The 26,215-nt window shown below is 62.1% G+C and carries 26 protein-coding genes; 4 read left to right on the plus strand and 22 right to left on the minus strand.

Annotated elements, in window-relative coordinates:
- Nucleotides 1-14: 14 nt before the first annotated feature.
- From ABFX19_RS10435 to ABFX19_RS10510, 16 genes are all read right to left on the minus strand, one after another.
- Entirely contained in the window at nucleotides 15-2,834 is a 2,820-nt protein-coding gene (locus ABFX19_RS10435) for a DEAD/DEAH box helicase (RefSeq protein WP_277357123.1), read from the minus strand.
- A 50-nt stretch (nucleotides 2,835-2,884) separates the two neighbouring features.
- Nucleotides 2,885-3,670, minus strand: coding sequence for a twin-arginine translocase subunit TatC (gene tatC / locus ABFX19_RS10440; protein ID WP_235563322.1), 786 nt, complete (start codon nucleotides 3,668-3,670; stop codon nucleotides 2,885-2,887).
- Between the two features lie 47 nt (nucleotides 3,671-3,717).
- Nucleotides 3,718-4,008, minus strand: a complete 291-nt coding sequence (gene tatA, locus ABFX19_RS10445; RefSeq protein WP_277357124.1) for a Sec-independent protein translocase subunit TatA — start codon at nucleotides 4,006-4,008, stop codon at nucleotides 3,718-3,720.
- Nucleotides 4,009-4,047: 39 nt separating this feature from the next.
- Nucleotides 4,048-4,383, minus strand: coding sequence for a hypothetical protein (locus ABFX19_RS10450; RefSeq protein ID WP_277357125.1), 336 nt, complete (start codon nucleotides 4,381-4,383; stop codon nucleotides 4,048-4,050).
- Nucleotides 4,384-4,393: 10 nt separating this feature from the next.
- A complete protein-coding gene (locus tag ABFX19_RS10455) occupies nucleotides 4,394-6,373 on the minus strand; it encodes a helix-turn-helix transcriptional regulator (protein WP_277357126.1) in 1,980 nt (659 codons plus the stop codon).
- A 90-nt stretch (nucleotides 6,374-6,463) separates the two neighbouring features.
- Nucleotides 6,464-6,859, minus strand: a complete 396-nt coding sequence (locus ABFX19_RS10460; RefSeq protein ID WP_277357127.1) for an FKBP-type peptidyl-prolyl cis-trans isomerase — start codon at nucleotides 6,857-6,859, stop codon at nucleotides 6,464-6,466.
- A gap of 11 nt (nucleotides 6,860-6,870) precedes the next feature.
- Nucleotides 6,871-7,806: an FKBP-type peptidyl-prolyl cis-trans isomerase gene (locus tag ABFX19_RS10465; RefSeq protein WP_277357128.1), complete on the minus strand. Its 936-nt coding sequence runs from the start codon at nucleotides 7,804-7,806 to the stop codon at nucleotides 6,871-6,873.
- 129 nt (nucleotides 7,807-7,935) lie between these two features.
- Nucleotides 7,936-9,297 carry a Pup--protein ligase gene (pafA, locus tag ABFX19_RS10470; protein ID WP_277357129.1) on the minus strand — a complete coding sequence of 454 codons (1,362 nt, stop codon included), beginning with the start codon at nucleotides 9,295-9,297 and terminating at the stop codon, nucleotides 7,936-7,938.
- Entirely contained in the window at nucleotides 9,297-10,028 is a 732-nt protein-coding gene (gene prcA / locus ABFX19_RS10475) for a proteasome subunit alpha (protein WP_277357130.1), read from the minus strand. Before prcA ends, pafA begins: the two co-directional genes overlap by 1 nt.
- Before the next feature lie 2 nt (nucleotides 10,029-10,030).
- A complete protein-coding gene (gene prcB, locus ABFX19_RS10480) occupies nucleotides 10,031-10,849 on the minus strand; it encodes a proteasome subunit beta (RefSeq protein ID WP_428831034.1) in 819 nt (272 codons plus the stop codon).
- A gap of 6 nt (nucleotides 10,850-10,855) precedes the next feature.
- Complete coding sequence (locus tag ABFX19_RS10485) at nucleotides 10,856-11,065, minus strand: ubiquitin-like protein Pup (protein WP_277357132.1); 210 nt, start codon at nucleotides 11,063-11,065, stop codon at nucleotides 10,856-10,858.
- Between the two features lie 38 nt (nucleotides 11,066-11,103).
- On the minus strand, nucleotides 11,104-12,687 hold the full coding sequence (gene dop / locus ABFX19_RS10490) for a depupylase/deamidase Dop (RefSeq protein ID WP_277357224.1): 1,584 nt from the start codon (nucleotides 12,685-12,687) through the stop codon (nucleotides 11,104-11,106).
- Between the two features lie 62 nt (nucleotides 12,688-12,749).
- Nucleotides 12,750-14,516, minus strand: coding sequence for a proteasome ATPase (arc, locus tag ABFX19_RS10495; RefSeq protein WP_056549621.1), 1,767 nt, complete (start codon nucleotides 14,514-14,516; stop codon nucleotides 12,750-12,752).
- Nucleotides 14,517-14,624: 108 nt separating this feature from the next.
- The gene (locus ABFX19_RS10500) at nucleotides 14,625-15,716 is read right to left on the minus strand and encodes a tRNA (adenine-N1)-methyltransferase (RefSeq protein ID WP_346028266.1); all 1,092 of its coding nucleotides are present in this window, start codon (nucleotides 15,714-15,716) and stop codon (nucleotides 14,625-14,627) included.
- 64 nt (nucleotides 15,717-15,780) lie between these two features.
- Nucleotides 15,781-16,935, minus strand: coding sequence for a site-2 protease family protein (locus ABFX19_RS10505; protein ID WP_346028267.1), 1,155 nt, complete (start codon nucleotides 16,933-16,935; stop codon nucleotides 15,781-15,783).
- Entirely contained in the window at nucleotides 16,932-17,702 is a 771-nt protein-coding gene (locus tag ABFX19_RS10510) for an HAD family hydrolase (protein WP_277357135.1), read from the minus strand. Before ABFX19_RS10510 ends, ABFX19_RS10505 begins: the two co-directional genes overlap by 4 nt.
- A 149-nt stretch (nucleotides 17,703-17,851) precedes the next feature.
- On the opposite strand from ABFX19_RS10510, the gene ABFX19_RS10515 reads away from it, so the two are divergent.
- On the plus strand, nucleotides 17,852-18,703 hold the full coding sequence (locus tag ABFX19_RS10515) for a proteasome assembly chaperone family protein (RefSeq protein ID WP_277357225.1): 852 nt from the start codon (nucleotides 17,852-17,854) through the stop codon (nucleotides 18,701-18,703).
- On the opposite strand, the gene mshC is transcribed toward ABFX19_RS10515, so the two are convergent.
- Both mshC and ABFX19_RS10525 read right to left on the minus strand, forming a co-directional pair.
- Nucleotides 18,700-19,983: a cysteine--1-D-myo-inosityl 2-amino-2-deoxy-alpha-D-glucopyranoside ligase gene (gene mshC, locus ABFX19_RS10520; RefSeq protein WP_277357136.1), complete on the minus strand. Its 1,284-nt coding sequence runs from the start codon at nucleotides 19,981-19,983 to the stop codon at nucleotides 18,700-18,702. The two genes, ABFX19_RS10515 and mshC, sit on opposite strands and share 4 nt — an antisense overlap.
- 48 nt (nucleotides 19,984-20,031) lie before the next feature.
- The gene (locus tag ABFX19_RS10525) at nucleotides 20,032-20,856 is read right to left on the minus strand and encodes an undecaprenyl-diphosphate phosphatase (protein WP_277357137.1); all 825 of its coding nucleotides are present in this window, start codon (nucleotides 20,854-20,856) and stop codon (nucleotides 20,032-20,034) included.
- 105 nt (nucleotides 20,857-20,961) lie between these two features.
- Here ABFX19_RS10525 and ABFX19_RS10530 point away from each other — a divergent pair, with 105 nt between their 5' ends.
- Entirely contained in the window at nucleotides 20,962-21,897 is a 936-nt protein-coding gene (locus ABFX19_RS10530; protein ID WP_346028268.1) for an aldo/keto reductase, read from the plus strand.
- 58 nt (nucleotides 21,898-21,955) lie between these two features.
- On the opposite strand, the gene ABFX19_RS10535 is transcribed toward ABFX19_RS10530, so the two are convergent.
- Nucleotides 21,956-22,222, minus strand: a complete 267-nt coding sequence (locus tag ABFX19_RS10535) for a hypothetical protein (protein ID WP_277357139.1) — start codon at nucleotides 22,220-22,222, stop codon at nucleotides 21,956-21,958.
- A 41-nt stretch (nucleotides 22,223-22,263) separates the two neighbouring features.
- On the opposite strand from ABFX19_RS10535, the gene ABFX19_RS10540 reads away from it, so the two are divergent.
- Entirely contained in the window at nucleotides 22,264-22,497 is a 234-nt protein-coding gene (locus tag ABFX19_RS10540; protein ID WP_277357140.1) for a DUF5703 family protein, read from the plus strand.
- A 10-nt stretch (nucleotides 22,498-22,507) separates the two neighbouring features.
- Here ABFX19_RS10540 and ABFX19_RS10545 read toward each other — a convergent pair whose 3' ends face one another.
- Together ABFX19_RS10545 and ABFX19_RS10550 are read right to left on the minus strand one after the other, a co-directional pair.
- Nucleotides 22,508-23,665 (minus strand): acyl-CoA dehydrogenase family protein, encoded by a 1,158-nt coding sequence (locus ABFX19_RS10545; protein WP_277357141.1) that lies wholly within the window; start codon nucleotides 23,663-23,665, stop codon nucleotides 22,508-22,510.
- Nucleotides 23,665-24,966, minus strand: a complete 1,302-nt coding sequence (locus ABFX19_RS10550) for a M20/M25/M40 family metallo-hydrolase (protein WP_346028269.1) — start codon at nucleotides 24,964-24,966, stop codon at nucleotides 23,665-23,667. The genes ABFX19_RS10545 and ABFX19_RS10550 overlap by 1 nt, the downstream gene beginning before the upstream one ends.
- Nucleotides 24,967-25,149: 183 nt before the next feature.
- Between ABFX19_RS10550 and ABFX19_RS10555 the strand changes: the two genes are divergently transcribed.
- Nucleotides 25,150-25,752, plus strand: a complete 603-nt coding sequence (locus ABFX19_RS10555; protein WP_346028270.1) for a DUF6318 family protein — start codon at nucleotides 25,150-25,152, stop codon at nucleotides 25,750-25,752.
- A gap of 58 nt (nucleotides 25,753-25,810) precedes the next feature.
- Here ABFX19_RS10555 and ABFX19_RS10560 read toward each other — a convergent pair whose 3' ends face one another.
- Nucleotides 25,811-26,053 (minus strand): hypothetical protein, encoded by a 243-nt coding sequence (locus ABFX19_RS10560; protein ID WP_277357144.1) that lies wholly within the window; start codon nucleotides 26,051-26,053, stop codon nucleotides 25,811-25,813.
- Nucleotides 26,054-26,215: the final 162 nt, after the last annotated feature.

Genomic DNA, 26,215 nt, shown 5'->3' on the forward strand with positions numbered 1-26,215 from the left:
GATGAGCCGGCAGGCTATTCGGTAACGGCGGAGTAGGCGACGACGCCGCGGCGGATCAGGTCGATCGAACTGATGCATAGGCGGCGGAAACCGGGGGGCAGATCCGGTACTTTGGCCAATTGGTCGATGAGGTCGATGATCTGCTTGGTCCACCGGACGAAGTCCCCGGCCGCGAGATCGGTACCCTGCAGGGCGCTTTGGAGCCCCTTTCCTCGCGCCCACTTGTAGATCGGCCACACCAGGCCGAAGTCAGGTTCACTCGTGACCGACAGACGGTACTGCTCCTCCATATCCGTCAGGCGTGACCACTGGCGGATAACGACGTCGATCGACGTCTCAAGGGAGATTGACGGCATCCGTGGACGAAGTCCGCGTTCCTCCCGTTTAGCCTGGTAGACGAGCGCCGACGCAAACGCAGCGAGCTCCGCCGCATCGAGGTCGTCGAATCCGCCGTGCTCCAGGGACAGCGCGATCAGCAAATCCTTTTCGCCATAGATGCGGCGCAGCTTCTGACCTGCAGGTGTGGTGGACAGGCCCTGATCGGCGTCTTCCTGAAGGTAGCCATACTCAAGCAGTACTTCGGAAACCCGGTCGAACGTTTTCGCGATGGTGTTTGTGCGGCCCTGGATCTGTTGGACCAGGCGGTCTGTCTCCCGGCGCAGCTTCCACCATCGTTCGGCCCACCGGGCGTGGTTCTCGCGGTCGCTGCAGCCATGGCAGGGATGCGCCCTGAGCCGGCGGCGGAGCTCAGCAATCGCCTTTTCCTGACGCTCGGTACCGGTCGCTGGGAACTCAACCGGCGCTCTGGTGGCGGGCGGGCGCCGGTCGTTCAGGGAGTTCCTGAGAGAGGCAGCGAGGTCCCGGCGGTCCTTCGGCTTTCGCGCGTCGAACTGTTTCGGAACCCTGATCCGCGAAAGAACCGCCACCGGCCCGTCGAGGTCCTGTACCGACAGCCGGCGAACGTGTTTTTCCATGGTGAGAACGGTAGGGCGGGGATCCCGCGTTGCGTCAGCAGACAGCACGACCGCATAGCCCGCGATCCGACCGGCAGGAATATCGACGACGTCGCCTGGGCGCAGTCCTTCAAGAGAGGCGGCAGCGGCGCTTCGCCGGTTCCGGCTGCCCGCCCTGGATGCGGCAGCCTCGAGATCGGACAGTTCCCGGCGGATCGAGGAGTACTCGGAGAAGTCACCGAGGTGGCACGTCATCGCCTCCGCGTAGCCCTTGAGGGATTCCTCGCGTGTGCGGACCTGACGAGCCAGGCCCACCACCGAGCGGTCAGCCTGAAACTGGGCGAACGAGGTCTCAAGAATCTCCCGCGTCCGGTACTGTCCGAACTGCGAGACAAGGTTGATGCTCATATTGTAGGTTGGCCGGAAGCTGGAGTTCAGCGGGTAGGTCCGGCGCGAGGCGAGACCGGCGACCGCCCCGGGATCTGTCCCCGACTGCCAGAGCACGACGGCGTGACCCTCCACGTCGATTCCCCGACGGCCAGCCCGGCCGGTAAGCTGCGTGTACTCTCCCGCCGTGATGTTCACGTGGGCTTCCCCGTTGAACTTGTCGAGTTTCTCGAGCACCACCGACCTGGCCGGCATATTCACTCCGAGAGCCAGGGTCTCGGTAGCGAAAACGGCTTTGACCAGTCCCTCTTCGAAAAGCTTCTCCACTACTTCCTTGAAGGTAGGCAGCATCCCCGCGTGATGCGCGGCAAACCCGCGGATCAGCCCTTCACGCCAGGACCAGAACCCAAGTATCTCCAGATCCTCCTCCGGGATGTCGAGGGTTGCTTCCTCGACCCGCTCACTGATGACGCCGCGCTCGTATTCCGTGGTGAGCCATAGCCCGGCATCGAGGCACTGTGTAACTGCTCCCTCGCAGCCATTGCGCGAGAAAATGAAGGTGATCGCCGGCAGAAGACCTTCCCTGTCAAGGGCAGAAATCACCTGGGGGCGGCTTGCCCGTCGTACAGCAGTCTGTGGCTGCTGGTAACGGTTCGTGTTGCCCCGCCCACGCTTGGAGCCTCCCGCCCCCCAGCGGGCCCTTTGATTCAATCGGGTTTCGGTGGTGGCCAGGTTTAGCAGCTCCGGATTCACGGCGAATTTTTCTTCCGCGCCGGTTGAGGATCCCTCGGCCGCTGCCTCGTCGAAGGCGACTTCCCCTGCGAAGAGGTCGAGCAGATCATGACCGACCATCACGTGCTGCCAGAGCGGTACGGGCCGGTGCTCGGACACCACCACATCGGTGTCTCCCCGCACGGTATCCAACCAGGCCCCGAATTCCTCCGCGTTGGACACCGTTGCACTCAGGGAAACAACCTTGACCTCGGTTGGCAGGTGGATGATCACCTCTTCCCACACAGCGCCGCGGAACCGGTCAGCCAGGTAGTGCACCTCATCCATGACGACATATCCGAGGCCGGCGAGGGTATCCGAGTCCGCATACAGCATGTTGCGAAGAACTTCGGTAGTCATCACGACGACGGGGGCTTCAGAGTTGATACTCGTGTCACCGGTGAGCAGGCCTACGCGGTCTGCTCCATGGACCGCGGCAAGCTCCGCGTACTTCTGATTGCTGAGCGCTTTGATGGGGGTGGTGTAGAACGCCTTGAGGTGGTCCTTGAGCGCCATGTAGATGGCGAATTCCCCGACTACTGTCTTTCCTGCGCCTGTGGGCGCGGCTACGAGGACTCCCCTGCCCGCTTCAAGTGACGTGCACGATTCGCGTTGGAACTCGTCGAGCTCAAAACCGAGGGTCTGTTCAAACTGGTGAAGCCGGGTTTTCTCGTACCGGTTGCGTGCCTGCGCTGCCTGGTACCGCTCGGCTGGGGAGGTCATGGTTCAAGCCTAAGCTCTGCAGGGTCGCGGCTCCTGCAATTGAGCCGGGCTCAGAGCCCGTCGATCCTTGAGGCGCTATCTGCATTGGCCTCAATGTCAGCGTCCCTCGCAGCGTTTCGTTTATCACGGCGTTTGTCATTAACCAGGCAGAGCGCGACTGCCACGAAAAACAGCAGCAGCAACGGTACCGCCAGGTAGAACATGCTCATGGCATCTCCGCCTGGTGCCGCCATCGCCGCGAACAGGCAGATAAGGAACACGGTGACGCGCCAGGATTTCAACACTTGCTTGCCTTTGATGACACCCACGAGGTTGAGTCCGAAGAGCACCACGGGCAGGAGGAAGGCAATACCGAAAGCGAGCATCAGCCGCAGGAGGAAGGTTATGTACACAGGAACCGAAATGAGGTTCGCGAAACCTTCCGGTGTGAAGTCTGTCAGTACCCGCACCGCACCCGGCAGGATCAGCCAGGCCAGGGAAAGGCCTCCAATGAACAGTGGAACGGCAACGGCGATGAAACCGAGCGCGACGCGCCGTTCCTTGACGCGCAGACCCGGCGTGATGAATGCCCACAGCTGGTAGAGCCAGACGGGGCTGGCGATCACGAGACCGAGGAAGACCGAGATCTGAATCATCAGGTCAAAAGGGGACCCGACGCCGTCGAAATTCAGCGCCGCATTTCTTCCGTCAATCTCATTGATGTTCCGTACCGGCTCAGCGAGGGCTTCGAGCACCGGGTTGTAAATGAAGAATCCGACGACGGTCCCCACGACGAGCGCGATGGCGGACTTGAAAAGCCGGTTGCGCGCCTCGATCAGATGTTCTTTGAGCGCCATCCTCCCCTCGGGGTTCGATTTGCGCCCTTTTACCCTCGGCATCCTGCTCAGCTGGTTGAAGACGAGCTGCCCGGTCCCGAGGAGCGGGTGGAGCCGTGCTGGGGATCGGTGCTCCGCGGCGCTTCATCGCGGCGGGGCTGATCCATTACCCGTCCTTCTACCGGCGCGGAATCATCAGGGTCGGTGGAACCGTTTTCTTCCTTCATCTGCCGGACTTCCGACTTGAAGATACGGAGCGACTGGCCGACGCTGCGCGCCAGACCGGGGAGTTTGGGCGCGCCAAACAGCAGGATCGCGATAACGATGATGATAAGGATGTGCCAACCCTGGATCTGCATGACGAATGTCCTCTCGGTGAGTCTGAATTCAAGTCTAGGTCATAGGTGCGGTAAGTCACGCAGGAGCTGAGGCTGCCCGTGAAGTGAGCGCCGCCGTACTCTTCGCTCCAACCGCTGCCACTTGCGGGTCCTGGAGGCAACAGCATTCTGGGTGCGGACCACAGCAGGAGCTGCAAAAACGGCGAGGGGCACCCGCCGCTCCTCAGCAGTCCGCTCGGCAGTGCCGAAATCAGGCGCCAGGAGCTCCGAGGCTCGCCCTGCTTCCTCCATGAGTGCGGTGAAGCCACGGAAGAGGCGCCAAGCGAGGAAACCCAGAAAGAGAAGCGACAGCGCGGCTAGCGCGAGCCACAGAAGAATCCACGTCCACCATTCCATAGGGTCAAGTCTAGGTGGCGGTGCGCGGTGCTCGAACGGCCAGCGCTGCGTCAATGAAGCTGAGGGCATGTTCCCGCTCCTTTTGCGGGGATGCCACGCTGCACTCACCTCCAAGGCTCGCCACCAGACCGGGTAGCCAGGCGGTGGTGCCGACACTGATTTCCGCGACAAGCCTGCCATCGTCAGTCTTCGCTGTTCGCTCAGCCGCATAGGATTGCGCGATCCACTGCGCGCTTGGGCCCAGGATAAGCACAACCTTATGATCTGCGACTGACCGGTCGAAGATCACGGATGGAGTCTCCGCCCTCTGTGTGCTCGGCAGTTCGGTCAGTTCCACCCGCTGGATGCGGTCAAGCCGAAAGTTGCGACGGCCGCCGGCGCTGTGACACCAGGCATCCAGGTACCAGGCATCCTCGTGGAGGAACGCGCTGAGAGGCTCCACGAACCTCTCGGTCACCTCGTCACGGGCAGGTACGACGTAGCGCAGGTGCAACTGTCTCCGCTGCTCGATTCCGGCACGCACCGCGGCAAGGACAGGAGCAACCTCGTCTTCCGTGATCCTCGTGGCGATCGAGTCATTCATGCGCCCTGCCTCCCCTGCACCCGCGCGGAGCTTTTCCCGTGCCGAGCGGACCGCTGAGTGATCGGGCAGGCCAGGGAGGTTGATCAGGGTATCCAGTCCCACCAGGAGTGCGCAGACTTCATCAAGGCCGAAGCGGATGGGATCGCCCAGCGACTGGGGGTCGCTGATATAAATTCGGCCGTCCTCGAGCTGGATGTCTATCAGGCCGTCCGGGTAGAAGCGCGGACCGCTCACGAAGAGCAACTCCACATCCTTGATCAGCTGAGCCGGGGTGATGCTGAAGGCGCGGGCCGCTTCGGCCACCTCCACTCCTGGGTTGTTGAGCAGATAGGGCACCAGGTCGAGCAGCCGTAACACCCGGTCCTCGGTGGAAGCGGTTGGCCGGGAGGCAGGTTGTGCCGTGAAGTTTCCTTCCAGAGAGAACGACGGCGGCGTGTCCCGCAGCGCACGCGCCGCACCGGTCAGCAGGCGTCGTACTTCCGCAACCAGCGGTTCCGGGGAGAGCGCTTCAGCGTTCGCTCCGAAGGACGCGATCACACCTGCCGCTGTTGCTTCATCTGAGTAAGGAAATGTCAGGATGTCCCACCCATCACCGTGCAGGGTTGAGCGTGCGCCGGGCCGCGCCCGGAGGAGATGGCAGGTTCCCGTCCGGATTGCGACGGTCGCCCGTCGGCCAGGATTCTCGGCCTTGAGTGTTGCGAGCGAAGCGGACATGGAAAAGCCGGCCGGAACGCTGTAAGTACCGCCCAGTGTTGCGGGGGGCGTGGTCATGCGGGTAAGGCGGAACCAGCGCTCTGCCTCCCGGTCGAGATCAAAGCCAACCAGATACCAGTGTCCGAACCGGCTCCCCATTCCCCACGGCTGCACCCTGCGCTCCCGCTCCTCCCCGGTACTTGCCGCCCTGTACCCGAACAGAATCACTCGGCGTCCTGTGGTGGCTTGCCAAAGCGCGTCCCAGAACGGTTCGTTCGTTTGGATACGGGCATTGATCGGAGACGGAGAGACCGTCTCCGTGCCTACTCCCCTGCCCTGCAACTTTCGTAGCGCGCGTGATGCCGCCGCACCCAGCGAGGCTTCCTCCCACATACCCGCCGCGATGGTGAGGGCCGCGGACTCAGCGGCAGTGAAACTCATCCCTGGGAGGCGGTAATCTTCAGCGTTGATCCGATAGCGGATGGACGCATTGTCATTGTCGAACAGAGGATTTTCAGTGAATGCCTCAAGCGGGATGCCCTGTTCCCTCAGCGTGGCTTTGTCCCGGTCGAAGAGCTTCTCCCGGGCAGCGGGCGTGGGCGCCTGTTCATACTGTTCGATCTCACGGAACAGGTCCTCCTTGGTCCATCCCTGACGGGTGGATAGGAGCATCATCACCAAGGTGAGCAGGCGCTCCGTTCGTTTCGCTGACACGGTGGCAAGAATACCTTCCCGAAGAGGTTCAACGACGAAGGGCGGGCAGCCACACCATTCGGTGTTGCTGCCCGCCCGCGTTTCGGTCCGTTACCGGACGCCCATCAGGTCCACGATGAAGATCAGTGACTCTCCGGGTGCAATGGCTGAGCCTGCGCCGCTATCGCCGTACGCGAGATGCGGCGGGATCTCCAGCCGGCGCCGTCCGCCGACCTTCATGCCCGCAATACCCTGGTCCCAACCCTGGATGACCTGACCCACTCCGATACGGAAGTCCAACGGCGTACCGCGGTTCCAGGAGGAGTCGAACTCCTCCCCGGTGGAGAATGCGACGCCGACGTAGTGCGCGGAGACGGTATCCCCCACTTCCGCTTCACGGCCTGTTCCTTCGATCAGGTCCTTGATGATGAGGTCCGCCGGAAGGTCCTCGCCGGGGAAATCGACCTCTGGCTTGGTGCGGTCATATTCACGCTGTCCGAAAGACATAGAAACTCCTCTTACTCTGCGGATACTTTTTCGACTATTTCGACATAGAAAGCGAGCGGTCCGGCCGGTCCCTGCGCCGGCTGATCACCGTACGCCATGTCGGACGGAATCACGAGCAGGACCTTGGCGCCGACCTTCAGGCCGGACAGTCCCTGGGTCCACCCGGGGATGACACCGCTGAGCGGGAACTCGGAGGGTTCACCGCGATCGAAGCTGGAATCGAACTGCTCGCCCTGCCAGGACCATCCGGTGTAATTGGCTGCGATAGTGTCCGCTTCCGTAACCTCTTCGCCGGTTCCCTCTTCGATGACCTTGACGACGAGGTCTGCTGGGGCTTCGTTGTCCGGGAATTCGATCGAGGGAACACCCTCGTCGTTAAGCGTCACAGTAGGCAGCTGTCCGGCTTCCTCAAGCTCGGCAACTTCCTCAGAGGAGAGCTTCTGAGGAGGGTTCTCGGCACTGATTACCTGCAGCATCAAGAGCACATCCTGGGACTGGGGCACTTCTTCTTCCGCAGGTATTGCAAAGGCTACGTGGGAGCCCACCTTGGATCCAAGGAGGACTTCATATAGCGGCGGATAGACTTCCTGAAGCTCTTCATCCAGCGGTAGGGTCTGGGGCGCCCCGGCCTCATACGAGTTCTGAAGCGGGCTCCCGTCCTCAGGGTTGAGAGACAGAACATGGACGCTCACGTTCTGGCCCGCCTCGAGGGCCGCGCCGTCCCCCTCGGTCATGACGCGAGCACCTTGTTCCGTGATGTCAAGCGGAGCGTCAAACTCAACTTCCGGAGCGGTGTCCGGCCCGGCGTCGGTGACCTCTACCGATTCAAGGGTCTCAACTGCCCCGGCGGACTTGCCGTCCTGGTCGAACTCCGCGGGTGTGCTTGCTCCGCCGCATGCCGTCAGGAACAGCATCGTGGGCAGCAGGAATGCTAATACTTTGCGCACAGTATTTCTTTCACGTGGGATGGAGAACGCGGTTCCGCGATCCTGCCGGCCGTCCTCTCGGCACCGGACTTACCTACCCTAACGGGTTGGGTGGAAAAGTTTCTCCCGTTCCGGTGAGCGGGACAGGGCCTAGAGATGCTCCAGAAGAGCATTCACGCGCTCGTCTTCTGCGGCGAACGGGTCCTTGCAGAGGATGGTCTGCTGTGCCCGGTCATTGAGCTTCAGGTGCACCCAGTCGACGGTGAAATCGCGGTTGGCTTCCTTCGCGCGGCGCACGAACTCGCCCCGCAGCCGAGCCCGGGTGGTTTGGGGCGGAATATCGACCGCGGCCTTGATGTCGACGTCGTCCACTACGCGCTCAGTCTCCCCGCGGGCCTGCAACATGAAAAATAGGCCCCGCGACCGCGAGATGTCGTGATAGGTGAGGTCGAGCTGGGCGATCCGTGCTGAATCAAGGTCGAGGTTGTTTCGTTCCATGTAGCGATCCACGAGCTTCTTCTTGATCGCCCAGTCGATCTCGCGATCGACCAGCGTGTGGTCGCCGGTTTCAACGGCGTTCAAGGTCCGCTCCCACAGTTCCAGAACCCGTGGAAGGTGCGGAGTATGCGCTCCCTCAGCGGCGACGAAGGCGCGTGCACGATTCAGATACTCCCGCTGGATGTCCAGTGCTGATACACGACGCCCATTGGCCAGCTTCAACGGCTGCTTGCCAGTGAGGTCGTGTGAGATCTCCCGGATGCTCCGAATGGGATTCTCCAGGCGGAAGTCCCGCATGATGACACCGGCTTCAATCATGCGCAGGATCAGATCGACGGACGCGATTTTCAGCAGGGTGGTTGTTTCCGACATGTTCGAATCACCCGCGATGACATGGAGGCGCCGGTAATATTCGGCGTCGGCATGCGGCTCGTCCCGGGTATTGATGATCGGCCTCGAGCGGGTAGTCGCTGAAGACACACCTTCCCAGATGTGATCGGCGCGCTGTGAAAAAGCGTACAGCGACCCTGACTGCGTCTTCAGAACTTTGCCTGCTCCGACGAGGAGTTGGCGGGTAACGAGGAACGGGATCAGGATGTCGGACAGACGGGAAAATTCCAGCTTGCGCGGTATGAGGTAGTTCTCATGGGATCCGTAGGAGTTGCCGGCGGAATCGGTGTTGTTCTTGAAAAGGTAGACCCGGCCGTCGTAACCCTCCTGGCTGAGCTTGCGCTGAGCCTCGGCAATCAGGTCTTCGAGGATGAGTTCGCCGGCGCGATCATGCGCGATGAGCTGCGCGACGTCGTCGCACTCGGCGGTTGCATATTCAGGGTGCGAGCCCACGTCCAGGTAAAGACGTGACCCATTGGTCAGGAAAACGTTCGAGGACCGGCCCCAGCTCACTACCTTGCGGAAGAGGTAGCGAGCCACTTCCTCCGGCGAGAGCGGCCGGGAGTTGGGACCGGAGTAGGCAATGCCGAACTCTGTCTCAATTCCGTAGATCCGGCGGTCCATTACAGTGACGCCCCGTCCGGGGTCAGCATGACATCGAGCTCGTGGGAGCTAATACGGCGGAAGGCACGGACGCTGCCGCGCGTTGTCAGTGGATTGCGGTCCAGAACCGCCACCTCGAGGGTTTTCGAACCGGGATGCTCCCTGGGCTGGGAGTTTGGCCCGCCGTCATAGCGAAGGGAGTCAACTGCTGCACGAATGCCTTCACCGAAATTCTGGTCAGCGTTCCAGCGGTCCTTGAGGGCTTCGACGACGGCGTCAGCCTGACCTCCCATCACAATGAAGCCGGTTTCATCGGCAATGGAACCGTCGAAGGTCAACCGATAGATGTGGTCCTGCGCACTGGACGCGCCGACCTCCGCCACCGCAAGCTCCACCTCGAACGGCTTGCTTTCAGCGGTGAAGACCGCACCGAGGCTTTGCGCGTAGACGCTCGCAAGGCCGCGAGCGGTCACGTCCTCGCGGTCATACGAATAGCCGCGCACGTCCGCATACCGCACGCCGGCCTGGCGAAGACTCTCGAACTCGTTGTACTTGCCCACGGCAGCAAACGCTATGCGGTCGTAGATCTCGCCAAGCTTGTGCAGCGAGGGTGAGGGATTTTCGGCGACCAGGGCGATGCCTTCCCTGCAGCTGAGAACAACGACGGACCGGCCGCGTGCAATGCCCTTACGCGCGAAATCGGCTCGGTCCTTCATGAGTTGTTCGGGGGAAACGTAGAACTGCTGAGTCATTGCTAAGCCTCCCGCCCTGAGACCGAGCGCGACGCGATGATGTCCTCGGCGGCTTCCGCCAGCGTTCGTTCGGGGATTCGCCGCGCTCCCGCACCGTTGACCGTGTAGACCACGGGCCAGAGCTGGCGCACGACGTCCGGGCCGCCCGTTGCGGAATCGTCATCTGCCGCGTCATACAGGGCTTCCACCGCCACCTTCACGGCGTCGTCTTCCCCGAGGTTGGGCTTCCACAGCTTCTTGAGTGCACCGCGGGCGAAAACGGAACCGGAGCCGACGGAATGGTGCTCCTGCTCCTCGTAACGGCCGCCGGTGACGTCGAAGGAGAAAAGTCGTCCGACCCTGCGGGTGGTATCGAAACCAGCGAAGAGCGGCACAACGGCCAGGCCCTGGAGCGCCAGCGGCAGGTTTGCCCTGATCATGGCGGCAAGGCGGTTCGCTTTACCGTCGAGGCTCATCCGTGTGCCCTCGATTTTCTCATAGTGCTCCAGTTCGACCTGGAACAATCTCGTGATATCGAGCGCGATTCCAGCGCTTCCGGCGATCCCGAGGACCGAGAACATGTCCGCCGGAAAAACCTTCTCAATGTGGCGGCTGGCAATGATGTTGCCCATCGTTGCGCGCCGGTCACCGGCCATCAGCACGCCGCCCGCATAGGTGAGCGACACGATGGTTGTGGCGTGCGGCGCGAGGTCAGCGACACCGGCCGAATGGTTCGCTGCATCGCGGGCGGAGGGAAGCGCGGCTGGATTCTGTGCGGCGATGTAGTCGGAGAAAGAAGTGGAGGCGGCCCGGCCTATGGTTGCGGCCGCGTCTTCCGGCAGCATGCGCTACTGTCCACCCTTCTGCACGAATCCCCGGACGAACTCTTCCGCGTTGGATTCAAGTACGCCGTCGATCTCATCCAGAAGGTCATCTACACCTTCGGTCTGGCTGCTGTCCTGCGACTGAGCGGCGGCAGGCGCCTGCGCAGTGTCGACGGTGGCCTCGTCCTGCTCCTCGGGGCGTGATCCGGTGTTCCGCTGGTCCTGTGTTGCCATGATGAGAGCCCTTCTCTTCGGCCTGTTGTCGGCTACTTCTATGGTGCCATGCTGGGTTCCGGACCGCCCTGCAGCCGGGACACAAATTCCTCCGCCGTCCGCGAACCGGCGAACAATTCCTCCGTCAACGCGGCTGTCCCGCGAAGTGGTTCGCGCGTCTGGATACGCTGAAGTCTTCGCTGCGACGGCAGTTCGAAGATAATGGAATCCCAGCTCGCACCAACCACTTCCTTCGGGAAGGCGGAGATACAGCGTCCGCGAAAGTAGGCCCGCGTGTCCGTGGGCGGATCCGTGACTGCCGCAACGACGTCGTCGTAGCTCACCAGGCGTTCCATTGCGTTCCTGGCAGCGAGACGGTAATAGATACCCTTGTCCGGCCTGAGATCCGCGTACTGTAGGTCGATAAGCGCCAGCCGTGGATCTTTCCAACCGAGGCCATCCCGGTCACGGTATGCCTGTAATACTTTCAGCTTGGCGACCCAGTCCACCTGACCGGCAGCTTCCATGGGATCTCGACGCAGCGTTTCAATCAGGGACTCCCACCGGGCAAGCACATCCGCTGTTTGTGCATCTCCCCCGCCCTGGGCGGTCACTGCGGACAGTGCAGCTTCGAGATACATCTGCTGAATGTCGAGGGCTGTCACCCTTCGACCATCGGTGAGTCTGATGAGGTGACGCAGGGAGGGGTCGTGACTGACCGCCTGCAGTTCCCGGACCGGTTCGGCAATTTCCGGGATGGGAACCAGCTCATGTTCGATCAGCGACAGAATAAGCGAGGTAGTTCCGAGCTTCAGATAGTTGGATACCTCGCTCAGATTCGCATCACCGATGATGACGTGCAGTCGGCGATACTTCTCGGCGACCGCGTGCGGCTCGTCCCGTGTATTGATGATCGGCCTGCGGACGGTGGTTTCCAGACCAACTTCATTCTCGAAGAAGTCTGCCCGCTGGCTCAGCTGGAAACCGGGCTGCTGATTGAGGGAACCTAGACCCACCCGTCCCGCTCCGCACATGACCTGGCGGGTCACGAAGAACGGGATCAATGCGGCGGCGATCCTGCCGAAGGGAACGCTTCGGGGTACAAGATAGTTTTCGTGGGACCCGTACGAAACACTCTTGCTGTCGGTGTTGTTCTTGTAGAGGATGACGGGCGCGAAGCCGTGGGTAGCCGCGATACGGGCCATGGCGCGCTGCACAACAACGTCTCCGGCACGATCCCAGCGCACAACATCCAGCGGGTTCGTTACCTCCGGACTTGAGTACTCCGGGTGGGCGTGGTCCACGTAAAGCCGCGCGCCGTTACTCAGGACGAGGTTCATCAGCACCGCAGCATCTTCCGAAGGATCGGTGCCGCCCTGGTCAACGAGGGCGACCTCCTCCGCCGTGAGCACTGGGGGTTCATCGGTGAGCTGGGAAGAGTCAGCGACGGACCGTCCCATCTGCCAGCCGCGGGCGTCGGACAGCGGGGCTTCGTCCGTGTAGTCCCAACGGGTACCGGCGAGATTCCCCAAACCTTCGCGCAGTGTTGTAGCGTACGCGTTCACAACCTGTGTGGAAAGCACGGTCGCATTCGCATCGGAGATACCGGGAGCGATGATTCCGTATTCGGTTTCAGTGCCCATGACACGGTGGACGGTCAGAGGCGGCACATCGACTGTTGATGCAGCAGTGGATGAAGGTTCCGTCACAGATACTGCCCGGTGTTGGCGGTGGTTTCGATGGTCTTGCCCGGTTCCTGCCCTGCCTTGCCCTGCACGATGGTCCGGATGTAGGTGATGCGCTCACCCTTCTTGCCCGAGATGCGCGCCCAGTCATCGGGATTTGTGGTGTTCGGCATGTCCTCGTGTTCGCGGAACTCGTCCACCACGGCTTGCAGCAGGTGCTCGATTCGCAACCCCTTCTGACCGTTCAGCAGGAAGTCCTTGATTGCGCTCTTCTTCGCGCGGTCCACGACGTTCTGGATGACTGCGCCGGAGTTGAAGTCCTTGAAGTAGAGCATCTCCGTGTCACCGTTGGCGTAGGTCACCTCCAGGTACTCGTTCGATTTCTCCGTCGAATACATCTTCTCCACAGTGCGGCGGACCATAGCCTGGATGGCGGCAGCGGTGCTGCCGCCGTATTCGGCGAGATCATCCCTGTGAAGGGGTAGGTTGCCGGTCACGTACTTCGCAAAAATCTCCGCCGCACCCTCGGCATCCGGTCGGTTGATCTTGATCTTCACATCGAGGCGTCCCGGGCGGAGGATGGCTGGATCGATCATGTCCTCACGGTTCGAAGCACCGATCACGATGACGTTCTCGAGCTTCTCGACACCGTCGATCTCGCTGAGCAGCTGCGGCACGATGGTTGTCTCTACATCGGATGACACTCCGGTACCGCGCGTGCGGAACAGCGAATCCATTTCGTCGAAAAAGACGACAACGGGCGAGCCGTCCGATGCTTTCTCACGTGCACGGGCAAAAATTAGCCGAATGTGCCGTTCCGTTTCACCGACATACTTGTCCAGCAGCTCGGGACCCTTGATGTTAAGGAAGTAACTGCGGGTTTCCTCTGATCCGGTACGCTCGATTGCCCTCGCCGCCAACGAATTGGCTACGGCTTTGGCGATGAGCGTTTTGCCGCACCCTGGCGGACCATAGAGCAGAATCCCCTTGGGAGCCTTCAACCCGTGCTCGCGGTAGAGGTCCGGGTGGAGGAAAGGCAGCTCGACGGCGTCGCGAATCTGCTCAATCTGCGGTCCCAGACCTCCAATATCCTCGTAAGCAATGTCAGGCACTTCTTCGAGAACGAGGTTCTCCACCTCAGAACGTGCAATCTTCTCCAGCGCATAACCAGTCCGGTTGTCCACGGACAATGCATCCCCGACACGGATCTTCTGCTGCTGCAATGGGCCGCTCAACCGGACTACGCGCTCTTCGTCGGCGCGCCCGATGACCAGAACCCTGTCCTTGCCGAGCAGTTCCTTGGTGGTCACCAGTTCCCCGGCGCGCTCGAATGAAAGCGCCGCGACGATTGTCAAGGACTCGTTCAGCAGAACTTCCTGCCCGGGCATCAGCTGGTCCATGTTCACAAGCGGACTGACAGCGACCCGCAGCTTCCGGCCCGACTGGAAGATGTCAGCGCTGACCTGTTGTGCGGCCTGAGCACCGTTAGCCTCGCCGGACGAAATACGGGCGTTCACTTCGATCACAGTCGCGAAGCTGAAGGGCGCGGCCCCCTCCTTTTCGAGTGCCGCCTTGAGCCGAACAATTTCGGTCCGGGCGGCTTCCAGCGCCGAAACAAGCTTGGAGTTGTTCTGCGTAGCGGACGCCAGTTGTCGATCAATGTGCCGAAGCTTGTCCCGTAGAACATTGATCTGGCGCTGCGCAACTGCCAGCTGTCCGTCGGTCGGAGCCGGGTTGGCATTGGGCGCGGACCGAGGCGTTCCGGACTCATTACTCGATGTATCCAACGCGATCGCCACCTTCACCGTTGTCTGTTGCGTTCTCTTTTGACCATAGCGCAGTGCACATCGGATTATGCCGAAAGTGACAACTTCGTCATCTCGGAAGCGCTCGGGTCAGTCGGTCTGCCGCGACGCCTCGGATTCACGCCGGAACTGCGCCTCCTCGGCCGACAATGCGCCGCGCTGGATGGTCGAACTTGCATCACGCGCGACCCGCCGCAGCCGTTTGTCCGACACTGAGCGCTCGCCCACCGCCTGCGGCGTCCAGGCGTTGAGGTCTTCTTCACTGAATCCGGTCTTCGACGGTCGGCGCTTCGTGCTGATTCCGGTCACTCCGTGCGCGAGACGGCGGGTAATGAGCAGGAATCCGGTATGCGCCACCATGCGGTGGTCGGGGCGCACAGCCAGTCCTTCAAGGTGCCACCCACGCACCATCGACTCCCACGCGTCCGGTTCAGTGAACCGGCCATCGGCGCGGATCGACTCCGCTGTCCGGGAAAGCTGGGTAACGGTGGCCACATAGCTGATCCACACTCCGCCCGGTGCCAGCACGGTGGCGACGGCGTCAAGGCACTCCCATGGCGCGAGCATGTCCAGAACGACGCGGTCAACGCTTCCCGGCTGCTCCGTTTCCAGAACCTGCTCCTGGAAATCCCCGAGCGTGATCTGCCAGGCGGGATGTTCGCCGCCGAAGATCGTTTCGACATTGCCTTTGGCGATGTCCGCGAATTCCTCGCGGCGTTCGAACGAGTGCAGGTATCCGTTGTCACCGACCGCACGGAGCAGCGAGATGGACAGTGCACCCGAACCCACACCGGCTTCCACTACCCGGGCTCCCGGAAAGATGTCTGCCATGGTGATGATCTGACCGGCATCCTTGGGGTAGACAACCGCAGCGCCGCGAGGCATCGACAAGACGAAGTCGGACAGCAGCGGGCGGAGTGCCTGATACTGGCCGCCGGTGGTGTTGGTGACGATCGTTCCTTCAGGAATGCCGATCAGCTGGTCGTGGCTGAGAAACCCCTTGTGAGTGTGGAATGCACCGCCCGGAGTCAGGGTAACGGTGTTCATTCGCCCCTTCTCGTCGGTCAACTGTACGCGCTCACCGGGACGCAGCGGCCCGCGGCGGGCTGCCGCGCCGTGGGGTTGCGGCGCAGAGCGCTGGTTGGACGGAGCCTCATCCGTCTCATGCTGGCTGGTGTTCATGGAGTCCTCCGGTGGTTCTGCTGAGGCAACCTGACGGCGCCCGTGTTCGTGGGTATGCGTAGTGTCAGTTACTGCCTGGTTGAGCACGGCCTGTGATAGCCGCGATGACAACGGACTGATGCAGAACACCGGTGACCGACCCTTGCCGGTCTGTCACCGCGTACTCACTTCCGGCGAGCCTGGCCAGATACTGCACCAGTTCCTGCCCTTCGGCAAATTCAGGCACGTAGGCGCCCGGCGCGAGCGCGCGGGCGACAGCATTCGCCGACGTACCCTCGGCCTGCGTATCGGGGACGGCCGTCAACGCGCCTTGGTCCACCACCGCTTCCGGCAGCCCATCCGGGCTGGTCAGGACGACCTCGTGCCCTGGCCGGTCGGCGAGCAGTCGCCGGACCTGCTGGACGGAGGTTCCCGCCGGGACGCTCATCGCGGGACGCTTCAATCTCCCTGCGCTGACTTCGGGTAGTCTCAGCCGCATCTGAGCGTTGGCTATCGCTGAGCTGGCCCCGAGCCATAGGAAACCGCCCATAACGACGGCGACAATCACCGTGACGGTGCTGGGTTGGGAACCGCCAAGAAGTGGCACCAGCACAACGGCAGCAACGAGGAGGACGGCGATAGCCCTCCCTGTCCAGCCGGCGGCCACCGTTCCTTTTTCCTGGCTGCCGGTAGCACGCCAAACAGCAGATTCGACGATCCGTCCGCCGTCGAGGGGCAGGCCGGGCAGTACGTTGAAGGCCGCGACAAGGAAGTTGGCCCAGATCAGTATATTGGCCAGGAGATTTAACACGCCGGTTGGTTCGATGATGACCAGCGCTCCCCACCCGGCGACAGCAAGGACCAGGTTGGCTGCGGGTCCCGCCATGGCAACGACCAATGACCTGCCGGGGCTGGCGGCGAAGTTTTCAAACTGGGTATGTCCGCCCCAGAGATTCAGGACGATACGCGTGGTCGGCCACCCGAACCTTCGGGCTGAGAGCGCGTGTGCAAGTTCATGTATGAGGACGGACGCTGCGAGCAGGACGGCATAGGTGAGGGCAACGCCGTACGCGCCCAAGCCAATGGCAGGGTACAGGTCTGCCACCTGCGGGCCGAAGACGATGACCACGAAAGCCGTGATGATGAACCATGACCATGCCAGTACAACCGGAATACCGAAGATCCGCCCTAGCGGAATACCTTCCTGGCGTACGGGCTCAGGGCGTCGTGACCTATTCACGCAGTTGCCCTTTCGCCTGTAGCGCGTCCAACGTGGAAGTGGACGAGGTCTTCAACATCTTCCACGGTGCGTCCGGCGAGGCTGGTCCACTGGTGGTCAGCGGATTCAGCGGGCAAGGCAACGAAGTGCGGTACGCCAAGGGTGACTACTCCCGCGGCCCTGGCTGATGTGACCCCGGGAAGGGAATCCTCGATGGCCACCACGCGCTCCTTGTGTAGCATGCGACCTTCCGAGAGGAAGTCAAAGGCCCTCTGGTATGCCTCGGGATCAGGCTTTCCCCGGGCTACCTGGTCACCGGTTACCAACAATTCGAACGTACCCTCCGGCAGGTGGCGTGACACCTCGAGCGCCAATTGCTGCTCGGACATCGTGACCAGTGCACAGGGAATCCCGGCCTGCCGCAGGGCGGTCAGGAGTTCGCGGGCACCCGGACGCCACGGAACCGACTCGCTGACCCTTGCTGTCACCTGTGTCGTGAGCGTGTCAATGATCTCGCGCACGCTCAACCTGACACCAGCGGCCTGCAACACGCCGGCCGAAAAGGTGAGTGCCTGGCCTACCAGGCCCGTTGCCTGCTCATCGGACCAGGATCCGCCGTGGGCGGCGACCAGCGCACGCTCAGCTTCAATCCAGTACGGTTCGGTATCCACGATCGTGCCGTCCATGTCCCACAGCACAGCCTGAAGAATGCGCTCCGCGGGAGCACGGTGCTCGGCACGCTGTCCGTTATCTGAGGGCACAGCCGTATTGCTGAAAGGGGTGACCATTCCTCAAGTCTACGGGGCCACGCAGGGCCGGCCGGCGGGTCCGCTCTGCGCGAAGCTGCGTTGGCGCGCCTGACACGACAGCGGCGGAGGATTAGGGTGAAACGGTGAGTACGTTCGAAGACAACCAGACTCAGGATGTTCCTGACGGCATTCCCGGCCTGTTCCCGGAGACGGAAACCGGAGGAAGAGTCACGGTCATGCTCGCCGCGTTCGAGGGATGGAATGATGCCGGCGAAGCTGCCAGCGATGCTCTGAAGTTTCTCGGTACGCAGTGGGGCGGGGAAAAGATCTCGACCATCGATGCCGACGAGTTCTACGATTTCCAATTCACCCGGCCCGTCATCAGGCGCAATAGCTCCGGACTGCGGCGCATCAAATGGCCCACCACCCGCATCAGCAAGGCCTCAGTGCCTGAAAGTAACCTGGACGTCATCCTGGTCCACGGTGTCGAACCGTCCTACAAGTGGCGCGGATACACAGCCGAGCTGGTGGGTATGGCCAAGGAACTCGACGTCGACTGCCTTGTCCTGGTCGGTGCGCTCCTCGCGGATGTGCCGCACACCCGTCCGATTCCGGTCACGGTGTCTTCCGACGACGACCTCATTCGCGAGTCGCTCAACGTCGAGGCCTCCACCTACGAGGGACCGATCGGCATTGTGGGAGTGCTTGCGGAGGTGGGCCAGCTCGCTGACATACCCACCCTGTCCATGTGGGCGGCCGTCCCCCACTATGTCGGACAGTCACCGTCCCCGAAAGCCCAGCTCGCCCTGTTGAACCGGCTTGAAGAACTACTCCGCGTCGGCCTGGACACGCAGGCACTCGCAGAGGAAGCCGAGGCATGGGAGCGGGGAGTGGATGAGCTGTCCACTGAGGACCCGGAGGTTGCGGCATACGTGCGCCAGCTCGAGGAGGCAAAGGACACCGCTGACCTTCCGGAGGCAAGCGGCGAATCAATTGCACGTGAGTTTGAGCGTTACCTCAAGAAACGCCGTAAGGACTAGTCCTTCAGCCGGATCCCCAGCAGCGCGTCGAAAGCGTCAGCAGCCAGCTGCGCGCCTGAGTCTGTTCCTGCGAGGTGCGCTGTTTCAGCGCACCAGCGATCCACTGCCAGCAGGGCCGCCGGAGCATCAAGGTCATCCGTCAACGCCGCCCGCATCGCTCCGACAAGATCCTCTACCGATTCCACCGTTGCTCCGGCGAGTGCGGCCCGCCACGTATCCAGCCTGTAGCGCGCGGTATCCAGACCGATCGATGTCCACGACCAGTCGGAACGGTAGTGGTTCGCGAGGATGGCGAGGCGAATGGCAGCTGGATCGGTCCCGGCTTCGCGCAATGCAGAGACCAGCACCAGATTGCCTTTGGACTTGCTCATTTTCTCGCCGTCAAGCCCTACCATGCCCGCATGCGCGTAGTGGCGAGCAAGCGGACGCCCGGAAATGGCCTGCGCGTGGCCAGAGCTCATTTCGTGGTGGGGAAACATCAGGTCCGCTCCCCCGCCCTGCACCGCGAAAGGCGCCGGGAGATGCTGGAGCGCAATCACCGAGCACTCGATGTGCCAGCCTGGCCTTCCGTCGCCGAGGGACGCACCGTCCCACGCCGGCTCCGACGGCCGGGCGACCCGCCAGAGCAGGGGGTCGAGCGCATTGCGCTTTCCCGGTCGGGCAGGATCGCCACCGCGATCGGCGAAGGTGGGAATCATCTCGTCTTCGCCCAGATGCGAGATGAAGCCCAGCTTCCACTGCGTTTCTCCGGCGGCGTCCGATAGTTCCGTTGCCTGGTCGACGGAGAAGTACACATCGCCGTCGGGGTCGGTTTCGGAGCCCGGAACGCGGTACGCGAGGTCGCGCTTCAGCAAATCCTCGATGACCGGGACAATGGCAGCGACGGATTCGACTGCTCCCACGTAGTGGGCGGGAGCGAGGACGTTGAGCGCTTCCATGTCCGCTCGGAAAAGGTCCGTTTGCGAGCGGGCGAGATCCATCCAATCGACGTTGGTGGCGCTGGCGCGCTCGAGCAGCGGATCATCTACGTCTGTCACGTTCTGGACGTAGTCCACCGCGGACCCGGCATCCCGCCAGAGCCGGTTCAGCAGGTCGAATGCCACGTAGGTGGCCGCGTGGCCCATATGCGTGGCGTCGTAGGGTGTGATTCCGCAGACATACAATCCCTGTCGCTGCCCAGCGGGAAGCTCTATGAAGCGCTTCAGGGCGCTGTCCCACAGGCGAATGGGAGGAGGGCTGCCGGGCAGGCCCGGAACGGTCCGGGAATTCCAGGAAATCACTGTTCTACCTTACGGGGTTGGATGTTGGCGATCGGCGCGACAGACGCGTCACGCGGTAATGACGCCGAAGCCGAGAAGCAGGAAGATTACCAGGCCGAGGACGATCCGGTACCAGACGAAGACGCCATAACTGCGGGTGGAGACGAACTTCAGGAACCACCCGATGATGACGTAGCCCACCCCGAAGGCGATGACGGTTGCGAGGAGGGTCTCCAGGCCGCCATAGGGACCGGGCGTCCCGGCACTCTTGTAGAGCTGGTAGAGACCGCTGCCAAAAACTGCGGGGATGGCGAGCAGGAAGGAGTATCTCGCGGCCGCTTCGCGCGTGTAGCCCATCAGCAGTCCGGCAGTGATCGTTCCACCCGAGCGGGAGACACCGGGAATAAGAGCGAGCGCCTGCGCAAGCCCGTACAGGATTCCGTGTTTGTAGGTCAGTCGGTCAAGAGTCAGCCGTTGGCGGCCAACGGCGTCTGCAACCGCGAGGATCACGCCGAAAACGACCAGCATGGTAGCCACCAGCCACATACTGCGGAACGTACTTTCGATCTGCTCCTGGAAGAGCAGCCCGAGGATGACGATCGGCAGGCTGCCGAGGATGACCAGCCACCCCATTCGAGCGTCCGGGTCGTTCTGCGCGGTTTTGCCGGTGAGGGAGCCGAACCACGCCCTGATGATTCGGACGATGTCCCGCCAGAAGTACACGATCACCGCGGTTTCTGTCCCGAGCTGGGTAATCGCCGTGAAAGCTGCCCCCGGGTCCTGTGCCCTGGGCAGAAGCTCTCCGGCGATTCGCAGGTGTGCACTTGATGAGATTGGCAAAAATTCGGTAAGGCCCTGAACGAGGCCCAGGACGGCCGCTTCGATCCAATTCACAGATAAGACCCTACGTCACCGTGCCGGGCCTACCCTTCAATGAGTCCTCGCCTTCGCCGCTCGCCCGCACTCGGCGCGGGTCCCTCGGCCAGTAGGCTTAGGCGTATGCAGTGGCGAAACGCGGGCGGTAGCGGACAACTGGTATCAGTGCTCGGCCTCGGGACAATGACCTGGGGCAGCGACGTTGACGAAGAAGCGGCGCGGGAGCAGTTGCGCCTGTTCGTCGAGGCCGGCGGAACGCTGATCAGCACGGCCGCACGTTTCTCTGACGGACAGTCAGAGGCGGTACTTGGATCGCTGCTGGGTGATCTTGTTGCGCGCTCAGAGGTGGTCCTTGCCGTGTCCGGCGGCATTCCGCGGCACTGGTCCGAGGGACGCCTCGACGCGTCCCGAAAAGGCTTGCTGGATTCCCTGGATGCTTCGCTTTCGCGCCTGGGTACCGACAGCGTTGATATCTGGATGGCACCCGCTACCGGTGCGAACATACCCGTAGAGGAGACGCTGGCTGCGCTCGAATACGCCTACAGGTCGGGCAAGGCACGCTATGTAGGGGTGACCAATTACACAGGTTGGGAATTGACCCGGTTATGTTCAACGGCGGGGTTTCCCCTTTCGGTCCACGAGACGGAGTATTCACTGCTCAGCCGTCGCCCGGAGGACGAGGTGCTACCGGCTTCGGACGCTCTCGGAGTGGGAACGCTCGCATGGGCACCGCTTGGACGCGGTGCACTGACAGGCAAGTATCGATCGCAGCTGCCGTCTGACTCACGTGCCGCGTCCGATGAGTGGGCCGGCTACCTCGAACCGTACCTGTCAGGGCGGGCAGCGCGCATTACTGAAGCGGTCGCCACCGCCGCGAGAGGTTTGGAACTTTCACCCGCCGAAGTAGCGCTTCGCTGGCTTCTCCAACGCCCCACCGTCGCCTCGGCCGTGCTCGGAGCACGCACTGGCGCGCAGTTGAAGGAACTGCTGGCATGCTCGCTGGCGCCTCTTCCTGCGCAGATCTCCGAGGTGTTGGACGAGGTCTCCGCGCCACGCTGAGCGCTCACATCCCGAAACGGTCTCGATGCGGCGTCGCGGCCGAAAGCTGACGGCCAGGTCAGGAGCCGCTGGCCGGTTCCCGCACTCCATTTCCGCTGCTGCCCTCTTCGTCATCTTCCTCGTCGTCTTCGTAGATGACGAGGGGAGTCACTTCGCCGTAGGCGTCATACAGCGATTCCTCGTACGCCTCAAAAGAATCGGCGATGGAAAGATAGGCGGCTTCGACCGCGGGATCATCCTCTCCCCTGCGTGATGCTGCCGCGGCGAGGTGTTCTTCCAGTGCGGAAACCAGCGATTGCAATGCGACACGCGGATCGATGCTCATGGTCTAGACGTTATCGGTAAAGTGAAGCAAATTGGAGGGAAATGCGCGAACAATTTCTGAACTCAACCGCCATTCGGAAACGGGATTACGGCCGCCAGTATGAGTACCTCGTGCTCACCGTCAACGCCGGCGAACCACTCTCCATGGCGCGCCAGCTACTGACTGAGCATGCAGAGTACGGCAAGTGGGAACTGGAGCGGAGCTGCATTTACATAAACGGTCACCGACGCTTCTGGCTACGGCGCAAAGTGCTCCGGGTAGAGCGCACCGCCTGAGCAGTGGTTCTTACTGCTGCTCAGGACCAAGCCACGCCGATGCAACCGTGCGGCGCGCCGACTCCAGGTTGGACGGATGAAAGAAACCCGCTGCTACGTCCCGCGAGATGCGACTGATCTCGCTGTCATTGGAGTAACCCTTTCCGCCGGATAGAAACACTGCCGCGTCCACCAGTTCGCGGGCGGCGCTCGTGGAGTGAATCTTCAGCGCCACCAGTTTAGCGAACCAATGATCCCCATGAGCTGCCCCGGAATCAAGGTCCGAGGCCAGCAGCCTAATGTGGGCATCAACGCGCTCCCAGCTCATGGCGGCGTCTGCCACGGCTGAACGCACGCCAGGACGCGATGCAACAGGAATTCCATCCATCCCCGGAGCCCGCTGGAGCGCGGCCTGCACAGCCAACTCAAGGGCGCGGTCGGCAATGCCGGCATAGACGGCGCTGATCAGCGTCTCGAACGCCGCAAAGATTGCAAAGACAAGTGGATCCCGATTCGGCCCGACCGGTAGCTTCCGGAAGATCCTTGCCGGTGGAATCACGACGCCGTTCAGCAGGGTTGTGTGGGACTGCGTCGCCCGCATGCCAAGCATGTTCCAGTCCTCCAGGATCTCTGTGCCGGCCGAGCCTCGGGTGACGAATCCGTGAACCAACCGTTCACCGTCTTCATCCATGCACTTTCCGAACACACCAAGCCGGGTCCACACGGGCGAAAGGCTGGTGAAGATTTTGGTGCCCGTGAATGCGTAGCCGCCATCCGGGCGACGCTCTACGACGGTGCTCGAATCAAACAACACCGAATCATTGCCAGGCTCCGAGAGCCCGAAGGCGAATATTTCTCCCGCGGATGCCTCGCTGAGGATGAAGCCCAGCGAACTGTCTCCCTCCTGTGCGAGCAGCCTGGCCACAGCCGTCCAGACCAGGTGCATGTTCACAGCGAGGGCCGTGGCAGGGGCGGCCGATGCCAGCCTGCGTTGGCAGGCCACTGCCTGGGCCATGCCCACGGCTGCTCCGCCGTCGTGCTCCGGACAGAAGAGGCGCAGGTAGCCACGGGAAGCGAGCTCCTCAAAATCTTCCGTGCAAAAAACATTCCGTGCATCGTAGTCCGCCGCACGTGCACGGAACCGCTCGAGGAGATCCGCTGGAAGCATTTCCTCTGCGACGGAACTCATCAGCTGCCTGTGAGTAGACGGTTGAGCACGCGCGCACCGAAGCGGAGTGAATCGGTGGGCACCCGCTCATCCACGCCGTGGAACATGCCGGTGAAGTCGAGGTCATCGGGCAGCCGTAAAGGAGCAAACCCATAACCCGTGATGCCGAGCCGGCTCAGCGACTTGTTGTCGGTTCCGCCGGAAAGAGTGTAGGGCAGCACCTTGGCTCCGGGGTCCTCGGCGAGTAGCGAATCCACCATGCGGTCCACCAGGTTCCCCGCGAACGGTACTTCGAGCGAGACATCCTTATGCTCGTAGCTGACATCCACGGAATCGCCCGCCAGCGACTTGATCGTCTCGAAAACCTCCTCTTCCTGTCCGGGCAGAGTGCGGACATCAACGAGCGCTTCGGCGCTGCCGGGGATGACGTTGTGCTTGTAGCCGCCCTTCAACACTGTGGGGTTGGACGTGTTCTGCAAGGTTGCGCCGACGAAGCGCGCAACGGTTCCCAGCTCCTTCAACAGGATTTCCGGGTTATCTGCGTCGAACTCAACCCCCGTCAGCTCCGTGACGCCGTCGAGGAATTGTCGCGTGGTCGGCGTAAGCTCGATCGGCCACTGATGTTCACCGATGCGCGCTACTGCCCGTGCGAGCTGCGTTACAGCGTTATCGGTATTGATCTGTGAACCGTGGCCTGCGCGGCCGTGCGCCACCAACCGAAGCCAGGAGATACCCTTCTCTGCCGTCTGCAGAAGATATGTGCGTTGGCCGCCGATGGTTGCCGAGAACCCGCCAACCTCCGAGATCGCCTCAGTTGCGCCGTCGAACAGTTCAGGTTTGTTGTCCACCAGCCAGGAGGCGCCGTAGTTTCCGCCGGCTTCCTCGTCTGCGAAGAACGCGAAGATGAGGTCTCGTTTGGGCCGTGTGCCATCGCGCTGCATGGAGCGCAGGACGGAAAGAATCATGGCGTCCATATCTTTCATGTCCACCGCTCCCCTACCCCAGATCAATCCGTCGCGCTCCTCTGCACTGAACGGATCGACACTCCAGTCCTCTTTCTGAGCAGGTACGACGTCGAGGTGGCCGTGCACCACCAGGGCTGGAAGGCTGGAGTCGGTTCCTGACATCCGGGTCAGAACGGAAGCCCGTCCGGGGGCTGACTCGAACAGTTGCGCCTCGAGCCCTACCTCTTCGATGAGACCTGCCGTATATTCTGCAGCCTTGCGCTCTCCTGGTCCCTGGTTATCTCCGAAGTTCGAAGTGTCGATCTGGATGAGTTCCCGGCAGATCCGGACAACTTCTTCTTCGGGGGCGACGCCCATTGCAGACCTCCATCGAATAGCGGGTGTTGGGACCAGCCTACCGATGCCGCGTCCGGAGTCTGCCCATGCCGTGTGATTTCCAGCACGTTCAAGCCGGCTTCGGCTTCCGTTGCCTCAGGCTACGGCTATCCTGATGGGCGTCGACGCCACTTCGGGCGCATCACTTACCTTTCTGGGGAGATCATGAAGACCATCAAGATTGCGGCCACCGCCGCCGTCGCCCTCGCTGTGCTCACCGGTTGCGGGGAGTCCACCGACTCTGCCGCCACCGGATCCAACGCGGCGCCCACGGCGGCAAGCTCAACCGCACCTGCACAGAACATCGCCGAGCCTGCTGTCAATGACCTCATGGGCGAACCCACCGCTGACGGCGCCAAGGCTTTTCTGCACCACGTTTTCCAGCTCAAGTCCTATGCCCAGCAGACTGGCGATGTGGAGGCACTGCTCGCCTCGCTGGACGGTGCTGAGGCAGCGGTTGCGAATGCAGAAACAATTAAGGGCATTTACGACGACGGCGGCTGGATTCTGGGCGGGCAGCCCAAGGTGAAGCAAATCCTCATCACGACCGCCGCCGAGGAGGTGGCGGAAGGTGTCGAGGTTGACGCGATGATTCCAGTTAATCCGGATGCCTACACCGAGTTCAATGAGGCCGGCGACGTGGAGGAGACTCGCCCCTTCGATCCTGCCGGTTCAATGTACTCCGCCACCGTGGTGTACTCCGATGGTGCCTGGAAGGCCACCTACCTCGAGGAGACGCCGGACGCGGAACTTCCTGCCACCGAGTAGGACCCGTCCACGTGTTACGCACCCGCTCCCTGCCTTCGACAGGAGCGGGTGCTGCCGTTTAACCAGATCCAAGAGCTGTGATCAAGAGGAAGAACGCCACCGCGAGACCACTGCTTCCGTCCCTGTAGGCCACGTCAACATACCGGCTCACACCTGCGACGAGCAGGCAGATGCCAATCAGGGCGAAGACGGACCCCGCGAGGATCTGACGTTTTCCAGCGGCCTCATTATGCTTTCGCCACGAGTTTGAGATGGAGAGCGACATCCGCTTGTCAAAGTTCCGGTACCACTCCTGGCTCATCGATAACCTCTCATCACGTATCCGGGTGGACCACCCGCCCACTGTAAGCACAAGGTACTTGTAGCAGATGCCCTATCAGTGATTCCGGTGCGCCCATCGAGGGTGTCTATCCTGCCTCCCAGTGTTCCTGAGACACCGCCCGACTGGCGAAGTTTGAGCGCA

It is taken from the genome of Arthrobacter parietis (assembly GCF_039530425.1).
In the GTDB taxonomy this organism is placed as follows: Bacteria; Actinomycetota; Actinomycetes; order Actinomycetales; family Micrococcaceae; genus Arthrobacter_D; species Arthrobacter_D parietis.

Excerpts from the sequence above, each read along its gene's own strand:
- ABFX19_RS10435 (WP_277357123.1), bottom strand. The coding sequence starts at position 2,834 with ATGACCTCCCCAGCCGAGCGGTACCAGGCAGCGCAGGCACGCAACCGG.
- tatC (WP_235563322.1), bottom strand. The coding sequence starts at position 3,670 with ATGGCGCTCAAAGAACATCTGATCGAGGCGCGCAACCGGCTTTTCAAG.
- tatA (WP_277357124.1), bottom strand. The coding sequence starts at position 4,008 with ATGCAGATCCAGGGTTGGCACATCCTTATCATCATCGTTATCGCGATC.
- ABFX19_RS10450 (WP_277357125.1), bottom strand. The coding sequence starts at position 4,383 with ATGGAATGGTGGACGTGGATTCTTCTGTGGCTCGCGCTAGCCGCGCTG.
- ABFX19_RS10460 (WP_277357127.1), bottom strand. The coding sequence starts at position 6,859 with ATGTCTTTCGGACAGCGTGAATATGACCGCACCAAGCCAGAGGTCGAT.
- pafA (WP_277357129.1), bottom strand. The coding sequence starts at position 9,297 with ATGGACCGCCGGATCTACGGAATTGAGACAGAGTTCGGCATTGCCTAC.
- prcA (WP_277357130.1), bottom strand. The coding sequence starts at position 10,028 with ATGACTCAGCAGTTCTACGTTTCCCCCGAACAACTCATGAAGGACCGA.
- ABFX19_RS10485 (WP_277357132.1), bottom strand. The coding sequence starts at position 11,065 with ATGGCAACACAGGACCAGCGGAACACCGGATCACGCCCCGAGGAGCAG.
- dop (WP_277357224.1), bottom strand. The coding sequence starts at position 12,687 with ATGGGCACTGAAACCGAATACGGAATCATCGCTCCCGGTATCTCCGAT.
- ABFX19_RS10500 (WP_346028266.1), bottom strand. The coding sequence starts at position 15,716 with ATGAACACCAGCCAGCATGAGACGGATGAGGCTCCGTCCAACCAGCGC.
- ABFX19_RS10510 (WP_277357135.1), bottom strand. The coding sequence starts at position 17,702 with ATGGTCACCCCTTTCAGCAATACGGCTGTGCCCTCAGATAACGGACAG.
- ABFX19_RS10530 (WP_346028268.1), top strand. The coding sequence starts at position 20,962 with ATGCAGTGGCGAAACGCGGGCGGTAGCGGACAACTGGTATCAGTGCTC.
- ABFX19_RS10535 (WP_277357139.1), bottom strand. The coding sequence starts at position 22,222 with ATGAGCATCGATCCGCGTGTCGCATTGCAATCGCTGGTTTCCGCACTG.
- ABFX19_RS10540 (WP_277357140.1), top strand. The coding sequence starts at position 22,264 with ATGCGCGAACAATTTCTGAACTCAACCGCCATTCGGAAACGGGATTAC.
- ABFX19_RS10545 (WP_277357141.1), bottom strand. The coding sequence starts at position 23,665 with ATGAGTTCCGTCGCAGAGGAAATGCTTCCAGCGGATCTCCTCGAGCGG.
- ABFX19_RS10550 (WP_346028269.1), bottom strand. The coding sequence starts at position 24,966 with ATGGGCGTCGCCCCCGAAGAAGAAGTTGTCCGGATCTGCCGGGAACTC.
- ABFX19_RS10555 (WP_346028270.1), top strand. The coding sequence starts at position 25,150 with ATGAAGACCATCAAGATTGCGGCCACCGCCGCCGTCGCCCTCGCTGTG.
- ABFX19_RS10560 (WP_277357144.1), bottom strand. The coding sequence starts at position 26,053 with ATGAGCCAGGAGTGGTACCGGAACTTTGACAAGCGGATGTCGCTCTCC.